This is a genomic window from Formosa sejongensis (assembly GCF_033447105.1).
In the GTDB taxonomy this organism is placed as follows: Bacteria; Bacteroidota; Bacteroidia; order Flavobacteriales; family Flavobacteriaceae; genus Formosa.
This window is the reverse complement of the sequence record NZ_JAWQUN010000003.1, coordinates 159,933-177,698: the sequence shown is the minus strand read 5'-3', so window position 1 is coordinate 177,698 and position 17,766 is coordinate 159,933. Positions and strand designations below refer to the sequence as shown.

7 protein-coding genes and 1 pseudogene are annotated in these 17,766 nt (G+C 34.1%); all 8 read left to right on the top strand.

Annotated elements, in window-relative coordinates:
- Positions 1 to 9: 9 nt before the first annotated feature.
- The 8 genes and pseudogenes from R6X41_RS04885 to R6X41_RS04850 all read left to right on the top strand — a co-directional run bounded on the left by R6X41_RS04885 (position 10) and on the right by R6X41_RS04850 (position 17,750).
- On the top strand, positions 10 to 2,370 hold the full coding sequence (locus tag R6X41_RS04885; RefSeq protein ID WP_318497989.1) for an alpha-L-rhamnosidase-related protein: 2,361 nt from the start codon (positions 10 to 12) through the stop codon (positions 2,368 to 2,370).
- A gap of 13 nt (positions 2,371 to 2,383) precedes the next feature.
- Positions 2,384 to 4,033, top strand: coding sequence for a GH39 family glycosyl hydrolase (locus tag R6X41_RS04880; RefSeq protein ID WP_318497987.1), 1,650 nt, complete (start codon positions 2,384 to 2,386; stop codon positions 4,031 to 4,033).
- A 112-nt stretch (positions 4,034 to 4,145) separates the two neighbouring features.
- Positions 4,146 to 5,450, top strand: coding sequence for an alginate lyase family protein (locus R6X41_RS04875; protein WP_318497985.1), 1,305 nt, complete (start codon positions 4,146 to 4,148; stop codon positions 5,448 to 5,450).
- A gap of 121 nt (positions 5,451 to 5,571) precedes the next feature.
- Positions 5,572 to 8,793 (top strand): annotated as a pseudogene (locus tag R6X41_RS04870) (alpha-L-rhamnosidase-related protein); the annotation flags it as partial.
- Positions 8,791 to 9,117, top strand: a complete 327-nt coding sequence (locus tag R6X41_RS04865) for an alpha-L-rhamnosidase C-terminal domain-containing protein (RefSeq protein WP_318498257.1) — start codon at positions 8,791 to 8,793, stop codon at positions 9,115 to 9,117. The pseudogene R6X41_RS04870 and the gene R6X41_RS04865, both read left to right, overlap by 3 nt.
- A gap of 31 nt (positions 9,118 to 9,148) precedes the next feature.
- Positions 9,149 to 10,435 carry a family 43 glycosylhydrolase gene (locus tag R6X41_RS04860; RefSeq protein WP_318497983.1) on the top strand — a complete coding sequence of 429 codons (1,287 nt, stop codon included), beginning with the start codon at positions 9,149 to 9,151 and terminating at the stop codon, positions 10,433 to 10,435.
- Positions 10,436 to 10,885: 450 nt separating this feature from the next.
- Positions 10,886 to 13,657, top strand: a complete 2,772-nt coding sequence (locus R6X41_RS04855) for a carbohydrate-binding protein (RefSeq protein ID WP_318497981.1) — start codon at positions 10,886 to 10,888, stop codon at positions 13,655 to 13,657.
- Positions 13,658 to 14,582: 925 nt separating this feature from the next.
- Positions 14,583 to 17,750, top strand: coding sequence for a SusC/RagA family TonB-linked outer membrane protein (locus R6X41_RS04850; protein ID WP_318497979.1), 3,168 nt, complete (start codon positions 14,583 to 14,585; stop codon positions 17,748 to 17,750).
- Positions 17,751 to 17,766 lie beyond the last annotated feature (16 nt).

Sequence of the window (17,766 nt, the reverse complement as noted above, 5' to 3'; positions counted from 1 at the left end):
CAAAAAAATATGAAAAAAGCACAGGTAATTTTAATGTTGGCAATATTGTGTTTTTCGTTTAATTATGCCCAAAATTGGCAAAATGCCCATTGGATTTGGCAACACCAAGACGGCCCGTCTAATAGTTGGGTTAGTTTTAGAAAAACGGTTCAAATAGATGCTGTCCCAGAAACTGTTTTAGCCAATATAGCAGTAGATAGTAGATTTTGGCTTTGGATAAACGGGGAACTGGTTGTTTTTGAAGGAGGCTCTTCAAGCGGCCCAAGTCAAGCAGGTACTTGGGATCGAAAAAATCATTTCACACCTACAAATACATGGTATGAAGAATTAGATATTGCTTGTTATTTAAAGGAAGGTGAAAATACCATCGCCATTTTAGTTTGGTATTGGGGGAGAGAAACCCATAAAGGAACTTATATTGATAGCGGAAAAGGAGGTCTTTTATTTCAATGTGGTATAGGAGATCAGCATTTCGATTCCAATAGGAGTTGGAAAGTAAAACAACATCCAGCCTATGCATTAGAAAGTGGTGACACAGGAAAATCAATTGTACAATACAATGTAAAATATAATGCTAGAAACGATTTAAACGATTGGTCAGATTCAGCTTGGTACACCAATAATTATAAGGATGAAAACTGGGATTCAGCAGTCGAAAAAGGAGCTGTTTCAGCAGGGCCTTGGTATCAGTTAGAGCAAAATTATGTACCACGTTTATTTGATCATGGATTGCAAAATTATGAGAATAATGAGGCTTTAAATTTTCCTTTTGTAAGTGATGGAAAACCGATTGTTTGCAAACTTCCTTTTAACAAGCAAATCACCCCTTATTTAGAAGTAGAAAGTGAAGCAGGCAAAATTATTCATATCACCACAGATAATCGGTTGAATAAAATTTCCGCAGAATATACAACTAAAACAGGCAATCAACTTTTTGAATCCTTTTCTTGGATGAATGGACATGATGTTATCTATACCATTCCGGCAGGAATCAAAGTGAAAGCATTAAAATACCGTTGGATGAGCGTTGGCGAAATGGCAGGGACTTTTGAAACTAACGATGCCTTTTACAATCGCCTTTGGGAAATGGGAAGAAACACCTTATTTGTGTGCGCCCGAGATAATTTTATGGATTGTCCAGATAGAGAACGTGCATTATGGATAGGTGATGTGGCAGACCAAACGGGATACTTATTTTATTCTATGGATAATGCGGGACGACAACTCCTTAAAAAAGCCATTTTAAATACTGTAAATTTTAGTCAAGATGAAGTTATAGGCGCTTTAGGCCCTTTAAGAGTTCGAGAATTACCAAGTCAGAGTTTACAGTTTATAGCACAAACTATTTGGCCGTATTACCAAAATACAGCAGATTTAGAAACTTTAGAGCATGCCTATCCTTATGTACACGATTATCTTTCCTTATTCGAAATGGAAGCAAATGGGTTACCTAAATATAGAGTGCGTGCCAGTCCCGATAGTTGGGATTGGAATGATTGGGGCGTTAAAGAAACTGCAGATAAAGAACCTATTCAGGCCGCTTTGTATTATATGGCTTTAGCAAGTGCTAAAGAAATGGCAGAGGTATTGGGTGAAACTTCTAATATCGCGTGGTATGAAGACAGAATGAAAAGTACTAAAAACGCGTATAATCAAGTGTTTTGGCAAGAGGGGTTTTATAGTAGTGACACTACAAAATTTAAAGATGATCGTGCCAATACATTAGCTGTTTTGTCAGGAATTGCAGAGGATGATAAACAAAAAGCTGTCGTAAAGAATGTACTCATTCCCATTAAGAATTCTAGTCCACATTTTGAGTGGATGGTCGAAGCAGCCATGTGTGAAGCAGGATATTATGAAGCCGCTTTACAAAGAATGCACGATCAATACAAAACACAAGTTAATCAAAAGGGATTAACCACTTTATACGAAATGTTTCCAAGGGGAGGAAGTTATAACCATGCTTGGAATGCCTCAAATACAGTACTTAGTAAATATATAGCCGGTATTGAGCCAACCAAAGTGGGGTGGAGTCAATTTCAAGTGTGCCCTAATTTAGGGCATTTAAGTATGGTGAAATTCGTAGTGCCAAGTATAAAAGGTGCTATAAAAGTTAGAATAGACTCTCAAAAAGAAGTTTTTAAACTAGCTATTAATTCTCCAAATGGAACAGAAGCTATTATTGGAATTCCGAAAATTAATAGAAATATTAAACAAGTTAAAGTTGGAGGTCAGGTCATTTGGAAAAATGGAAAGTTTATTAATGGACAAAAAGGGGTTTCATGGAATAGTGAAGATGCTGATTTCTTAAAATTTAAAGTGGCTCCCGGAAATTGGACTTTTGTAGCAGAAGGTAAACAGATAAAATAAGCGTTTTTAACACATGAAAAAAATCATAATAGCAGTTCTTTTTAGTGTATCACAGCTTTTTGTGTTTGGGCAAAAACCGGAGGATAATATGATTAGCGAAATGCACACCATCACAGTAGATGCTGATAATCCTCTTGGAGAAGTCTACAATCTTTGGGATGTTCGGGTTATTAATGCACCCGAATTATGGGGAAAACCAGGGTTTGCCGAAAAAATAAAAGCGACCACAAAACACATCAACTATATCAACAGCATCCGTGCTCTAGGTGGAAAACATAACGGAGAATGCGAATGGTTTAAAGGTGTTGATGATAAAGGAGAACCCATTTGTGATTTTGAGCCGTTTATCGCGTATATAAAAGCACAACGCTCCGTTGGCTTTACACCTTGGATTGTACTGGATAATGTGCCAAATAAAATGAGTAACAACTACAAACATCAATACGGGAATACAAGTCCGCCCGACGATTATGATGTTTGGTTTAAATACATTCAACAATTTGTTTCTGCACTTGTGGATGAATTTGGAATGGATGAAGTGAGTACTTGGCGTTTTAGAGTAGGCACAGAACCCGATTTATTCCCAGGGCATTGGTCGGGAACCAAAGAACAATTTTTTAAACATTATGATTATACCGTCGCAGCTGTAGAAAGCATCATCGAAAATCCTTGGATAGGGCCAGGGAATATGCTCATGTGGAATGGTACTCAGGAAGGACAGAAAGGTGGCCGTTGGGGATTTGAGATCTTGAAACATTGTGCCGAAGGAACCAATTATTACACAGAAGAAACCGGAACACGAATAGATTACTTTTCCCAATCTGTATATGCATGGTCTCCCAAGCCTTTTCTCTATGAAGAAAATATGAAAAAGGTAAGAGCGGAAATTGCTAAATATCCGTCACTTAAAAATATAGAACTTGAGATTCATGAATATGGTGAATTAAATGAATGCTTGAGTCGTGGAGATGCCCTAAGTAATACAGAGTTCTTTGTTGGTTTGTATGCGCATACTATCGATGTGGCTTATAAATACAATGTGCGTCGCATTTACAACTGGGACCAACATTTAGGGATGATAACCACTTACGATCAAATTGTAGAAGGCTTGTTTCAACCTTGGGTAAACATCATGGATTGTTTGAGTTTAATGGAAAATGGCGAGCGGGTAGCTGTTTTAAAAGATGCACAAAAACAAATAAAATTTGGAACCATTGCCGCATGGAAAGATGGAAATCTGTATGCCTTGGTGTATTCTCATCATGATGATGCCAATCAAGAAACAGAGAATACTATGGAACTCACCTTTGTTGGAGATCGTATTGGAAGCTCTAAAACCTGGTCCATAAAGGAGCAGTTATTGGATAAAGATCACGGCGTTTATATACACCAATTATATAAAGACATTGAAGCAGCTGGCATTGCACCTAAAGACACCAAATTCTATTTACAGCGTAATATTGCACGACGATATGGTGATGAAAATCAAGAAACAACGACAGCTATTATCGAGAAGAATTTACAGAAATATCAAGACATAGGGAAGATGAAAGTAGTGAAATCTGAAGAATTCATAAAAACGGTAAACAATAAATTAGAGATGAAAGTTGATATTCATGGGAGCGGGTTTCATTTTATAAAGTTAACTCCGGTTGCAGACTAGTAAAGTTGCGGAGTAATGTTTATAGGTGGCTATAAATTAGAGAATAGAAATGCCAAATCAATTGAATTAAAAGAAAAAGATGTCAAATATAAGAACCCATAAAATGAATACAATGAAATATTTAATACGAAAATGTCTGTATCTACTTCTGGTTATAGTTTCTTTATCCATGACGTCCTGTAGTTCTTCCAAGAAAAAAGCCCTCTTGTCAATTGAAAAAGTGAGTGAGGCATCTTTCAATGCATCTAAAGAGTTTGTGTATTATAATAATAGGAACGTAGCCTTAGTTAAAGAAAAAATTAAAGCCAATGATCCTTATTTTATTGAAAATTATGAAGCTGTTATAAAGGCTGGTAATACCGCTATGAATTATAAGGCAGATCCAGTAACAAACAAAACAGAGATTCCGCCAAGTAAAGATATGCACGATTATATTTCTTATGCTCCATACCGCTGGCCAGATTCTACAAAAGTAGATGGTTTACCATGGGTTCCTAGAGATGGTATCATTAACCCTATATCGCGAGGTGCAGGAACTGACTTTAGAAGAAAAGATGATTTCTTCGATGCGATAGATATATTATCTTGGTCTTATTATTTTTCTGGAGATGAGAAATATTCTAAAAAAGCCATGGCATTAATAAAAGTGTGGTATCTCAATCCAGAAACTAGGGTAAATCCTAACCTGAATTTTGGTCAGGGACATCCTGGTATTGCGAGTGGAACTAAGGCGGGAGTTCATGAATGGGATGATCAGTCTTTTGTGATTACGGCTCTTCAAATGTTTGAATTCAATGGGGTTTTATCTCCAGAAATGAAACACGGTATGTACACTTGGTTTAGTGAATATTTGAACTGGCTCATTACAAATCCCATGGCGATAGATGCAGGATATACTAGACAAAATCACGCCAATCATTACACGTTTCAGGTGGTTGGACTAATGATGTACTTAGGAAAAAATGAAGAAGCTAAAGCCGTTGTAGAAGATGCTAAGCAATCACGAATTGCAGATCAAATAAGACCAGATGGCGGTCAGCCAAGAGAACTGGGTAGAACTAAATCGGTAAGTTATTCAAATACAAATTTATGGCTAATGACCGAGATTGCCCTTATGGGGCAAAAATTAGATGTGGATTTATGGCAATATGAAACTGAAGATGGTAGAAGCCTTAAAAAAGCCTATACATTTTTGGCTTACTACGTCTTAAATCCTGACGAGTGGCCAGAAAAACAGATTAGTAAAGGTGGGCCAGCAAAAACTTTAGAAAACGGAACCAAACCACTGTTTTCAAAAGCATCCACAGCGTTAGAAGTTTCGTTGCTTGATCAAGAACTTAAGGCGTATCTTAATCTTAATCCGTTAGATGTCTTGTTATATCCACCACAAGAAAAACTACCACAGATAAAAAAATAAGAAAGTTTGGTATAGGTTATAAGTTTTAAAAATCAGTATAGTGCAGGACACTATCTTTTAGAAGGAATACGATATTTGACTTTACTAGGTTTAAACGTATTAAAAAGTATAAAAGTAAATAATGAAAAAAAATATAAGAATATCTTTTAATACGATCCTACTAACTGCGTTTATAGTAGTAATACTATGTAATGGAGTCCATGCCCAAAATCAGAAAGTAAAAAAAGAGACGATTAAAAGGCCAAACATTATTTTTATTTTAACAGATGATCAGCGTTTTGATGCTTTAGGTTATCAAGGGAATACATTAATCCATACACCAGAAATGGATAAATTGGCAAAAGAAGGAACCTATTTTGAAAATGCAATTGTAACCACACCAATTTGCGCAGCAAGTAGAGCTAGTATTCTAACAGGTCTTCAAGAACGAACGCATAATTTCAATTTTCAAACTGGAGCTGTACGAGAAGAATATATGCAAAATTCGTATCCAAAGCTTTTAAAAGACAATGGATATTACATGGGTTTTTATGGTAAATATGGTATTATTTATAATGATGAATACAAACTATTTGACGCTTACGAAACTTATGACAGAAATAATAAATATGTAGATAAACGTGGTTATTATTACAAAAAGATAAATAAAGATACAGTCCATTTAACACGTTACACAGGACAAAAAGGACTTGATTTTTTAGAAGAAATAAGTACAGAGAAACCATTTTGTTTGCAATTAAGTTTTAGTGCACCCCATGCACATGACAATGCTGTAGATCAGTATTTTTGGCAAGAAGAAACGAATTCACTTTTACAAAACACAATAATGCCGAAGCCTGAATTAGGCGATGCGAAGTATTTTAATGAACAGCCAGAAATTGTAAAAGCAGGATTTAATAGGTTGCGTTGGACTTGGCGTTACGATACACCAGAAAAATACCAACAAAGTGTTAAAGGCTATTATCGCATGATTTCTGGGATTGATTTAGAAATTTCAAAAATCAGAAAAAAATTAGATGAAAAAGGTTTAGCAGATAATACAGTCATTATTTTTATGGGTGATAATGGGTACTTTTTGGGCGAACGGCAATTTGCAGGGAAATGGCTCATGTATGATAACTCACTAAGAGTACCACTAATTATTTTTGATCCAAGAGTTGAAAAGCATCAAGATATTGAAGCCATGGCCCTAAATACAGATGTCCCAGCAACCATTTTAGATTTAGCAGGTATTGAAAGACCAGAGTCTTGGCAAGGTAAAAGTTTAAAATCAATAGTCGATGGGGAAACTAAATCTATAAAAAGAGATACAATTTTAATAGAGCATTTATGGGATTTTGCTGAAATCCCACCAAGTGAAGGCGTTCGAACAGACACTTGGAAATATTTTCGTTACGTAAACGATAAGTCTTTGGAGTTTCTTTACAATCTAAAAAAAGATCCTAAAGAAATTCAGAATCTGGCCAAGAATAAAAAATATGCAGATGTATTGTATCAATTAAAACAAAAATGTGAGTTGCTTATTCAAGAGAATAGTGATGTGTTTTCGAATCCTCCAAATAATTTAACAGTAGAATATATCAGAAAAGCGGAAAGTGTTTTTATAAATAATTCTAGACCAAAATATGGTTGGACGTTACCAAATACGTTAGAATCTCAATCGGCTTATCAAATTTTAGTTTCATCTTCTAAAATGAATATTGATAATAATAATGGAGATGTTTGGGATAGTGGTAGAGTAAAAAGCATACAATCTATTAATATAGAACATCAAGGAAAAACTCTAGAACCTGGAGAAACCTATTTCTGGAAAGTGAGAGTTTGGGATGAAAGTAATCGATTGGTTAAATATTCTGATATGCAATATTTTACAATGAAAAATGTAGTAACAGGGATGACTACGTCTAATAGTTTTCAAGTCGATACGATAGCACCAAAACTATTTCAGAATAAAGGAAACGCTTATTTTATAGATTTTGGTAAAGATGCTTTTGCAACCCTACAATTTAAATATCAAACCAATCAAAATGATACGCTTACCATTCGTATTGGCGAACAACTAGAAGCGGGTGTAATCAAACAAAATCCGCAAGGAAGTATCCGTTTTCAAGACATTAAAGTTCCAGTAACTACGGATCAAAAGATGTATATTTTGCCTATTAGAGCAGATAAGCGCAATACAAAAAAGGGAGCAGTTGCGCTGCCAAAAAACGTTCCTGTTCTTATGCCATTCCGGTATGCAGAAATTGAGAATGCTAAAGGGGATTTAGATTCTAATGCATTCAAACAGCTGGCATATCATAGCTATTGGGAAGACGAACAAAGTGATTTTAAAAGCTCTGATTCAATTCTAAATCAGATTTGGGATTTATGCAAGTACACTATTAAAGCAACAACTTTTGCTGGACTTTATGTAGATGGCGATCGTGAGCGGATTCCTTATGAGGCCGATGCGTATCTCAATTAATTAAGTCATTATACAACAGATCGTGAATATGCAATTGCACGTCAAACCATAGAATATTTTATGGAACATCCTACTTGGCCAACCGAATGGCAATTGCATATGGTATTAATGGTTCAGGCAGATTATATGTATACAGGGGATACTGAATTAATTGAAAAATACTATGAGCAATTAAAACATAAAACACTATTAAATTTGCGCCGTGAGGATGGTTTAATCAGTTCCTCAAAAGCAACGCCAGAGACTATGAAAGATTTGGGTTTTACAGACCCAAAAGCAAAACTAAAAGATATTGTAGATTGGCCACCGGCACAAAAAAATACAGGTTGGGAATTAGCTACTGCAGAAGGCGAACGTGATGGTTATGTTTTTAAACCCATTAATACCGTTGTGAATTGTTTTCATTATAAAAACATAGAAATTATGGCAGAATTCGCCAATATTTTACATAAAACGGATGAAGCCGAAAAGTTTAAATTGATGGCCTTACAAACCAAACTTGCTATAAATACAAAATTATGGGATAAAGAAAAGCGTATTTATGTAGATGGGGAGGGTACAAGCCATGCGTCCTTGCATGCTAATATGATGGCGTTAGCTTTTCAGATTGTTCCCAAAACACATGTTGCGGCGGTTTCAAAATTTATAAAGTCTAGAGGAATGTCATGTAGTGTTTATGGCTCACAATATTTATTGGAAGCTTTGTATCATGCTAACGAAGCAGAATATGCGTTGCAATTAATGACTTCTACAAGTGATAGAAGTTGGTATAATATGATAAGAATTGGAGCAACAATGACATTAGAAGCCTGGGATATGAAATATAAACCAAATTCGGATTGGAATCATGCTTGGGGAGCTGTTCCTGCAAATATTATTTCTCGAAATTTATGGGGTATTCAGCCTAAAACAGCGGGTTATTCTATCGCAAGCATACAACCGCAATTGGCTTCTCTTAAAAATAGTAGTATTAGAGTGCCTACCATAAGAGGAGAAATTAAAGCCATGTATTCTTATGTGAATGCACGTAAAGAAGAATATATAATCGAATTACCAGCAAATATGGTCGCAGAATTTAAATTAGAATCTTTTTTAGAAAAAGAAGTGATTTTAAATGGAAAAAAAGTAAATACGCAGTTCGATACGATTCGTTTAACACCCGGTAAAAACCAAATAGAACTGGTCGTGAATTCTTTCTAAAGTAAAAATAAAACTTTAAAACATGCTTAAATTGAAATTATTTCTTTTTTTATTACTATCAACTTTCTGCTTTCAATTCGTTTTTTCTCAAAATCCAATAACTAAGGTTAACGGAGTTTCAGATCCTCATATTCGCGTGTTTAAAGATACGGTTTACTTGTTTACTGGTCATGATACAAGCCCGAAAGATAAATTGTGGGATATGAGAGATTGGCGTGTTTTTAAGACAACAAATCTTCTAGATTGGACGCAAATAGAAACGATTTCGCCAAAAGATAATTATATGTCAGATAGTAGTGGTGACTGTTGGGCAAGCGATGCCGCTACTAGAAATGGGAAGTATTATTTCTATTTTTCCGATCAAAAAAGAGGCATTGGGGTTATGTCTGCAAATACTCCAGATGGGCCGTATAGCGATGCCTTAGGAGTACCATTGGTTGCGCCATTACATGATCCAACTATTTTTATGGACGACGACAAGCTCAAGACGCCATATATCATATATGGTGATAAATCTGATTCGTATTACGTTGCCAAACTGAATGAGAATATGATTTCTATTGCCGAAACGCCTAAGAAAATTACTATAAATGGAGAAGCCTGGGAAAAAGCACCTAAATGGATGGATAAAAATTATCTATTCAAACATAATGACACTTATTATTTAAGTTGGGGACGAGATTATGCCATTTCAAAAAATATCTATGGTCCGTTTGAAAGTGTTGGAGCTGTAGGAAAAGGACATCAATTAGATCAGTTTGCGCATGGAAGTTTTTTCAACTGGAAAGGACAATTCTATCACGTCTGGTGTTATTATCTTAAGAATGGTTTTAAATACAGAGAAACTATAATGACCTATTGCCATATGGATGATAATGGAAAAATAGTTACAGATACAGCTTTTTTAGACCAACATTTTAAAAATGGAGTAGGACAATACAATGCGTCTTGGGATAAAATTGAAGCCGAATGGTTTTATGAAATATCACCCGATGTAAAAAAGAAAGGTACTAAAAAAGACGGTTTTGTGGTCTCTAATTTAAAGGATGAAAGTTGTGTTAGATTTGCAAATGTAAATTTTGAAACTGTATCAAAGGATTTAGATGTTTTTCTTAAAAACACTGTGGGCAAAGGAAAATTAGAAATAAGAATTGATAGTCAAACAGGACCTATTATTGGTGAAGTAAAACTAGATAAAACGTCAAATGGTTTAATCTCCATTCCCTTACAAAAGGTTTTAGGAAAAAAAGATATCTATATTTTGTTTGCTGGAGATCATAAGTTACAGACAGAATTAGATTATTTAAAATTTAAATAAAAAAAATTCCCGTTTTATAAATAAACATTACGGTTCGAATTTAAGTCATTTTCGAGTTTATTGTTGAGTCCCAATTGTATGAAGCGTTTATAACCTTCATCCAGTTGGGACTTACCTTTTTTAGGAGATTTGTTGTCTAAGGATTTAAGCGCATCTAAAAGTTATGGAACGCTTACATAAGATAATTATTTTTTTAACATCAGTACAGTGCATAACACTTGACATGTTTTTGTGTGCTAACTTTCTGATTGTATTTGATTTATAAAATTTGTTTTTTTAAACAGGTTTAATACTTATAGTGTTAGTATGAGAACAGATTACCCCCAATGTTTTCGAGTTTACGCAAGCTTTTATTAATTTTTTAAGCATTCTTGAAAATAATAACGACAACGTGTATCCTGTTTTAGAATTTGAAATTAAATACATTAACCTATCTAATTTTTTTAAATTATGAGTAAATTAAATTTTAAAGCATTACGTGTTTTACTGTGCACAAAAACAAGAGGAAATCCTTTTTTGTTTATTTCATCATTAAGAACTCTATGTGTTACAGGCTTTTTGTTACCAACACTGTGTTTCTCCCAATCGTATCCGTTTGATTTGCCGAATACGGTAACAGCCACTTTAAACGTGGAAACAAATTTACAAGAAGCTTTTAGAAACCCGCTTTTAGGATATAATATATTTGGATTTAATTCATCTACCGATAAAGATTTTATAAACACCTTCAATCCAAATACAATAAGATTTCCACATGGTTTGTTTGCCAATTGGTACGATTGGCGTCAAGATAAATCAAGGGTTTTTGGAACGGAAACTTTTGACTATATTTTTAGAAAGCAAGAAACAAGAACGACTGAGATTGATGAACTGCATGCCATTAACATATTTGATACTAATAATATGAAAGTAGGTATTGATGGTCTAGCGCAACTAAATAGTGATAAAAAGGCAGCTAATCAAGGCCAAGGATACAACGTTGTTTGGACGTTCAATATGAGTGCTGATGGCACTAATTTTAATAATGGAAGTCCAGAGACCGTTGCGCGTTATGATGATTTAATTGCCCGAGGATTTGAGGTAAAAGATATAGAATTGGGTAACGAATGTTTTTACCCTGGCCAGCGTAGTTCTATCATTCCAAATGCCACAGAATACATAGCAAGAGCAAAATCTATGTCTCAAGCTTTAAAAGCAAGAGACCCAAATATTCAAGTGTCTATTCCTTTATTAAGAAGAGGGTCATGGGTAAATCCAGATTGGAATGACGATGTCACCCAAGACTTAACTTATTTTGATGCCGTTACCGTGCATACCTATATTGGCTCTGATCCAGATAATGCTGCAAATACCGATGATGCTTTTAGTACGGCATTAACAGCGAGAAAGAGTTTAGAAACATCAACAGATGCTTTTGTAAGAATCTATACAGGAAACAAACCTATTTGGTTAACCGAATGGGGTGTGAAATCTGGCGGTCCTAATGCGGTGTCTGCACTTGGTATGGCAGATTGTTATTTGTTTATGTCGGAAAATCAGAACATATACCAAAGAGCAAATTGGTTTAGTGTGAACGGTAAACTAAATTCTTTTGTTACATTCGAAGATTACGTTGTAAATGGAAACACACGCTCTAGAATTAAATATCCTTTAGAGAAAACCGTTTACGGGGCAACACATGAAATTTTAAGATCTGTGTTTGAAAATAGTATGCTGTTAGAAAGTAGTATGAATACAACCATACTTGAAGACGATGTTAAAGCTGTAAGTGCTCGTGTTGTAACTAAAAACGGAAAAACGACGGTCTTTGTTATTAATCTAACAAATAAATCGGTACCGTTTACCTTAAAAATGGACGGTACAACTTATAATGGTGCATTTATGCATAAAGCAATGCAGTTTGATAATGTGGCTCAAGAACGTAATCTTCCAATTAATGAAGATCCTCAAACGCTTATAAAGGATGGTAGTGGAGCTATTACTTTGCCGCCTTTGTCAATAAATACTATTGCACTAAATGGCAGTATAATTAATAACCCTGTAACTTCAATTCCTGGTATTTTAGAAGTTGAAAATTATAATTATGGCGGACAGGGCGTTGGCTATTCAGATTCAGACTCACAAGATAAACTAGGAGCTGGAAGACCTGGAGATGGTGTAGATATTGGGTTAGATAATGGTGGGAAATTTATAGGGTACACCGCAGCAGGAGAATGGTTAAAATACACTATTAATGTGCAGCAAGCTGGAGATTATGATTTTAAATTTGTTTACGCTTCTGGAAAATCTGGAGGAGGTACTATTGGTGCAAAAATAAATGAATCTGTTATTTTTACGGGTCATAATTTACCACAGACTGCGGGTTGGGGAGATTTTCAAACAGACACCTCTTTAAATAGTGTGACTTTAGCACAAGGTTTTCAAACGCTTTTGGTAAATATAGAAGGTACGAGTTTTAATTTAGATAAAATCAATATAGTTTCTGCCTCAAACCAAAATCCATACCATGGAATTGTAAATGTACCAGGCATTATAGAAGCCGAAAATTATGATGTTGGTGGTGAGGGAATTAGCTTCCACGACCTAACTTTAGGAAATACTGGAGGTACATACAGGACTGATGATGTAGATGTACAATCAAATGCAAATGGTTATAATGTGGGTTGGATAGATACTGGCGAATGGTTAGAATATACCATAAATGTTCCGGATACAGGTGCTTATAACTTTGAATTTACATATGCTGCCAATAGTGATACCGCTAAAATAGGTGCATCTTTTCCAGATGAAAACCTACCGCTATTTACCAACTATTCACTAGAGCAAACAGCGGGTTGGACAGATTATAAAACAGCCACTAAATACGGTTTAAACTTAACAGCAGGTATTCATGTATTACGTTTCAATATTGATGGTGGTGGATTTAATTTAGATAAAATTAGAGTTTTTAAACCTTATGGTTCAAAAATCTCTGCTAATAAAAATTTACTTACTGTTACAAAAGAGACTCTTACAGAAACTAAAATAGAATTGATTGCTTACCCTAATCCGAGTAGGACAGGATTATTTAATTTGAGTACACCTAGTGTTTGGCATGTTTATAATGTGTTTGGAGTGCGTGTTTTAGAGGGGGAAGGGAATGAAGTGGACTTGTCTAAATTTTCGACAGGTTTGTATTTCTTAAAATCAAAGCATACTACTAAAAAATTAATTTTCAAATAAAATAAAAACGTAATTACAATTCTCAGGAATTGATTTTAATCTTTAAAGCCGTCTGAAAAGTATATTTTTAGATGGCTTTGTTATGAATCGTTTTTAGAATATTTCCGTTAGTTCGTAAAATAAAAAAAAACAATTTTTGAGAGATTGTCTTATGAAGTGAAACCGTTTGGAGTGGAATAATTAGATGAAATCAATACTAAAAATGAGGAGTCTACTACCTTATTAAAATAATTTAAGAAAAAATGCCTCTTTGACTTTCAGTTAAACGGGGATGATAAAATTGAAGTTAAATTGGATTATTTTAATTTTAAATAGTCTTCATTCAAAATTAATATTTAGAATGTTTAGTTTTTTTCTAATAGCGTCCTAAACGATTAGTCTTTTTTTCAAAAAAGATATACCGATGTTGACTTTATAGAATTACTTGTACTGAGGGGATACTTTTTCTATGTAAGTTGAATTTTGTTTTTTTTGTTGGCCTATCGAAAATTTATCTTAAAATTTGAAGAGAAAGTATCGTAAAATTTAAAGCTGTTTGAGCTAAACGAATGTATCTACATATCTGAATTTCAGTTGCGAGTTCTTTAAATTTAGATTGTGAACGAAAAATTTAGATAAAAGTTCGTAAGCCTAGATTTTTTTGGTTCGTTTTTTTATCAATGAAAAAAATGAGCATTTAATATTATTTAGGACACGATTGGTTTTTTTCTTTTAAGACGCTAATATTTTAGCATAAATACTGAGGTTTAATGGTTTAGGTTTATTCTCGTAAAATGTATATATTATTTTATGATATCAGTACTGTTCAGTATACTATAATTGTTAAATAGTTGTTAATTGTCGCCAACAATCAAACAACTATTAATTCAAAAGAACTGTATTAAGTATGAAACAAAAAATTAAAAATCGATTTATTTTAAAAAAGATGAATTGTTTTCTTGTTACCATTTTTATGGCCTTGTATAGCGTTACAGCTATAGGACAGCAGAAGTCGGTTTCAGGAGCAGTAATTTCAGAAGATGGTATGCCCATAGCAGGTGTAAATATTCTTCAAAAAGGAACATCAAATGGAGCAGTTACCGATTTTGATGGTAATTATAACTTAACATTAAAGCAAGGATCTGATATTCTTGTGTTTTCGTATGTAGGTTATACTACAGTGGAGCAGGCTATAGGAGGAGACTCAACAATGAACATCACTTTATTAGAAAATTCAGAGAATTTAGACGAAGTCGTTATTGTAGGGTATGGTACTCAGAAAAAAGTAAACATAACAGGTGCCGTAGGTATGGTAAATGGTGATGTGTTAGAAGATAGGCCAATTGCAACTGTAGGACAGGGTTTGCAAGGTGTTGTAGCAGGTTTAAATATTACAGTTCAAAATGGTGACCCTTCACAAAGTGTAGCCTTTAATATTCGTGGTTTGGAATCTATTAATGGTGGTTCGCCATTGATTTTAGTTGATAATATTCCAATGGATATTAACTCGCTAAACCCTGAAGATATTGAAAGTATTTCTGTGTTAAAGGATGCTGCTGCGTCTGCCGTTTATGGTGCGCGTGCTGCATTTGGTGTTGTTTTGGTAACCACTAAAAAAGGAAAACAAGGAAAAGTACAAGTAACTTTAAGTACAGAGTTGTCTACTGCTACTCCAATTTTTCATTTAAACCCAGTGAATGATCCCTATACATTTGTTACTGCTTGGAATGAAGCAGCAGTGAATGCAGGGGGGCAACCAGCTTATGATCAGAATTATATTGAAGGTACAAAAAGATGGTCTGAAAACCCAACACAAGAAAATGAGTGGGGTGTATATAATGATGAATTACGTTTTTATGGTTTTAATGATTATCAAAAACAAATTGTAACAAATAGTTCACCACAACAAAAATTCAATTTAGGAATTTCAGGGGCAACTGAAAAAACTTCTATTTATGCATCATTTGGGTATTTTGGTAAAGAAGGTTTTTTAGCAAATGAGGAAAAAAATCAAAAATTTCAACGTTATAATGCCTTAATAAGTGCAGAAATAAAAGTAAATAAATGGATAAAATTATCTGAAAGAATGGTTTATATTAATCAATCTGATGATTCACCTCAAGGTTATTCATTTGATGCGGGTTTAAATTCTGTGGCTAGAATGTCGCCTATTGCAGCATTAGACTTTCCTGATTTACCATATTATTTAACTCCCGGAGACCATGATCAATATGAACAATATATTGGGATGGATTTTGGAGATTCGTATTCTTCATTACCATATATTGAGCAAGGAGGACGCCAAACTTGGACCAATCAAAATTTGGTTTTAACACAAGGTGTAGAGCTTACATTGGCAGAAGGATTTGCCGTTAAAGGAGATTTCTCATACAATGTTGCTTTTAGAACTCAACAAAATGTAAAAAGCAGAATTCAACTTTTAGAAAATAGAAATCTTTCTTCACTTATTATTGGTAATGGATATAGTGCTAATGATTATATTCAAAACCGTACTAATTACAGTCAATATTTTACTACAAATGTGTATGCAGAATATGAGTATGATAAGTTAGAAAATAATTATTTCAAAATGATGGTGGGTTATAACCAAGAAAATGGTAAAACGCAACAAGTTTTGGCAAGAGCTAATAATTTAATTACTCCTGGTATTACAGATTTAGATGCAACTACCGGAGAGCAATTTACTGGTGGTGGTCAAGCACATTATGCTTTACGTGGAATGTTTTTTAGATTCAATTATAATTTTAAAGAAAAATATTTTTTAGAAGTAAATGGTCGTTATGATGGAACTAGTAGATTTCCTTCTGACGATAGATTTGGTTTCTTTCCTTCAGTTTCTGCAGGTTGGAGAATTTCAAAAGAACCATTTATGGAAAGCACGGAAGATTGGTTAGATAATTTAAAAATACGTGCTTCTTATGGCCAATTAGGAAATCAAGTTATACAGAATAGTGATGGGTCTCAAAACTACTATCCATATATAGCTTCAATGTCAGCATCTTCTTCAGATTATATAATGAATTCTGGACAAACACCAATGATACAAGCAGCAGGTTTGGTAAGTCCAACATTAACTTGGGAAACAGTTGCAACTACAAACTTTGGTTTAGATGTAGATATGTTACAAAATAAATTAAATTTTTCCCTTGATTTATATCAAAGAGATACCTATGATATGCTTTTAGGTGTATCTAAACCAGCAATTTTAGGAGCCTCTGCACCACAAGAAAATGGAGCAGACCTTAGAACTAGAGGTTGGGAATTTTCTGCTTCTTGGAGAGATCAAATTAATCAGGATTGGAAATATGGGGTTACGGTAGCATTGTCTGATAATCAAACAGAGATTACTAAATATGATAACCCAACTGGTAATTATACAAATTACTACGTGGGTAAAAAAATTGGTGAAATTTGGGGACTTGAAACTGCCGGTATTTTTCAAACAAATGAAGAAGTTGCTAACTCTCCAAGTCAAACACAAATTAATAGTGGCGTATGGCAAGCAGGTGATATGAAATATGCAGATTTAAATGGTGACGGAGTAATTGATAGAGGAGATCAAACACTTGATAATCCTGGAGATATGAAGATTATTGGTAATTCTACTCCGAGATATTCTTTTGGTATAAATGGGAATATAGCTTATAAATCATTTAGTTTGGATATGTTTTTCCAAGGTTTAACAAGAGATTATTTACCGCCAAATACACCTTGGGCAGCTTTTTATCCTTACAATACAGGATATGTTGATCAGTATTTTTTAACTGAAACTTGGAGTCCAGAGAATCCAGATGCTTATTTCTCTAGACCAATGGTTTCTACAGAAAACAATAAGAATATTGTTTCACAATCTCGTTTTGTTCAAAACGCCTCTTATATACGATTGAAAAATCTAACCTTGAATTATAACTTATCACAAGATTTAGTTGAAAAAATTGGTTTAACCAAAGTATCAGTTTATGTAGCAGGTCAAAACTTATGGGAAGCATCAAGTATACACGAACCATTAGATCCTGAAAACACATACACTAGTTTAAATCAGCAATATTACTTTGATAGAACCTATAGTTTAGGTTTAAAAGTTTCATTTTAATCAATCATTTAAAAAA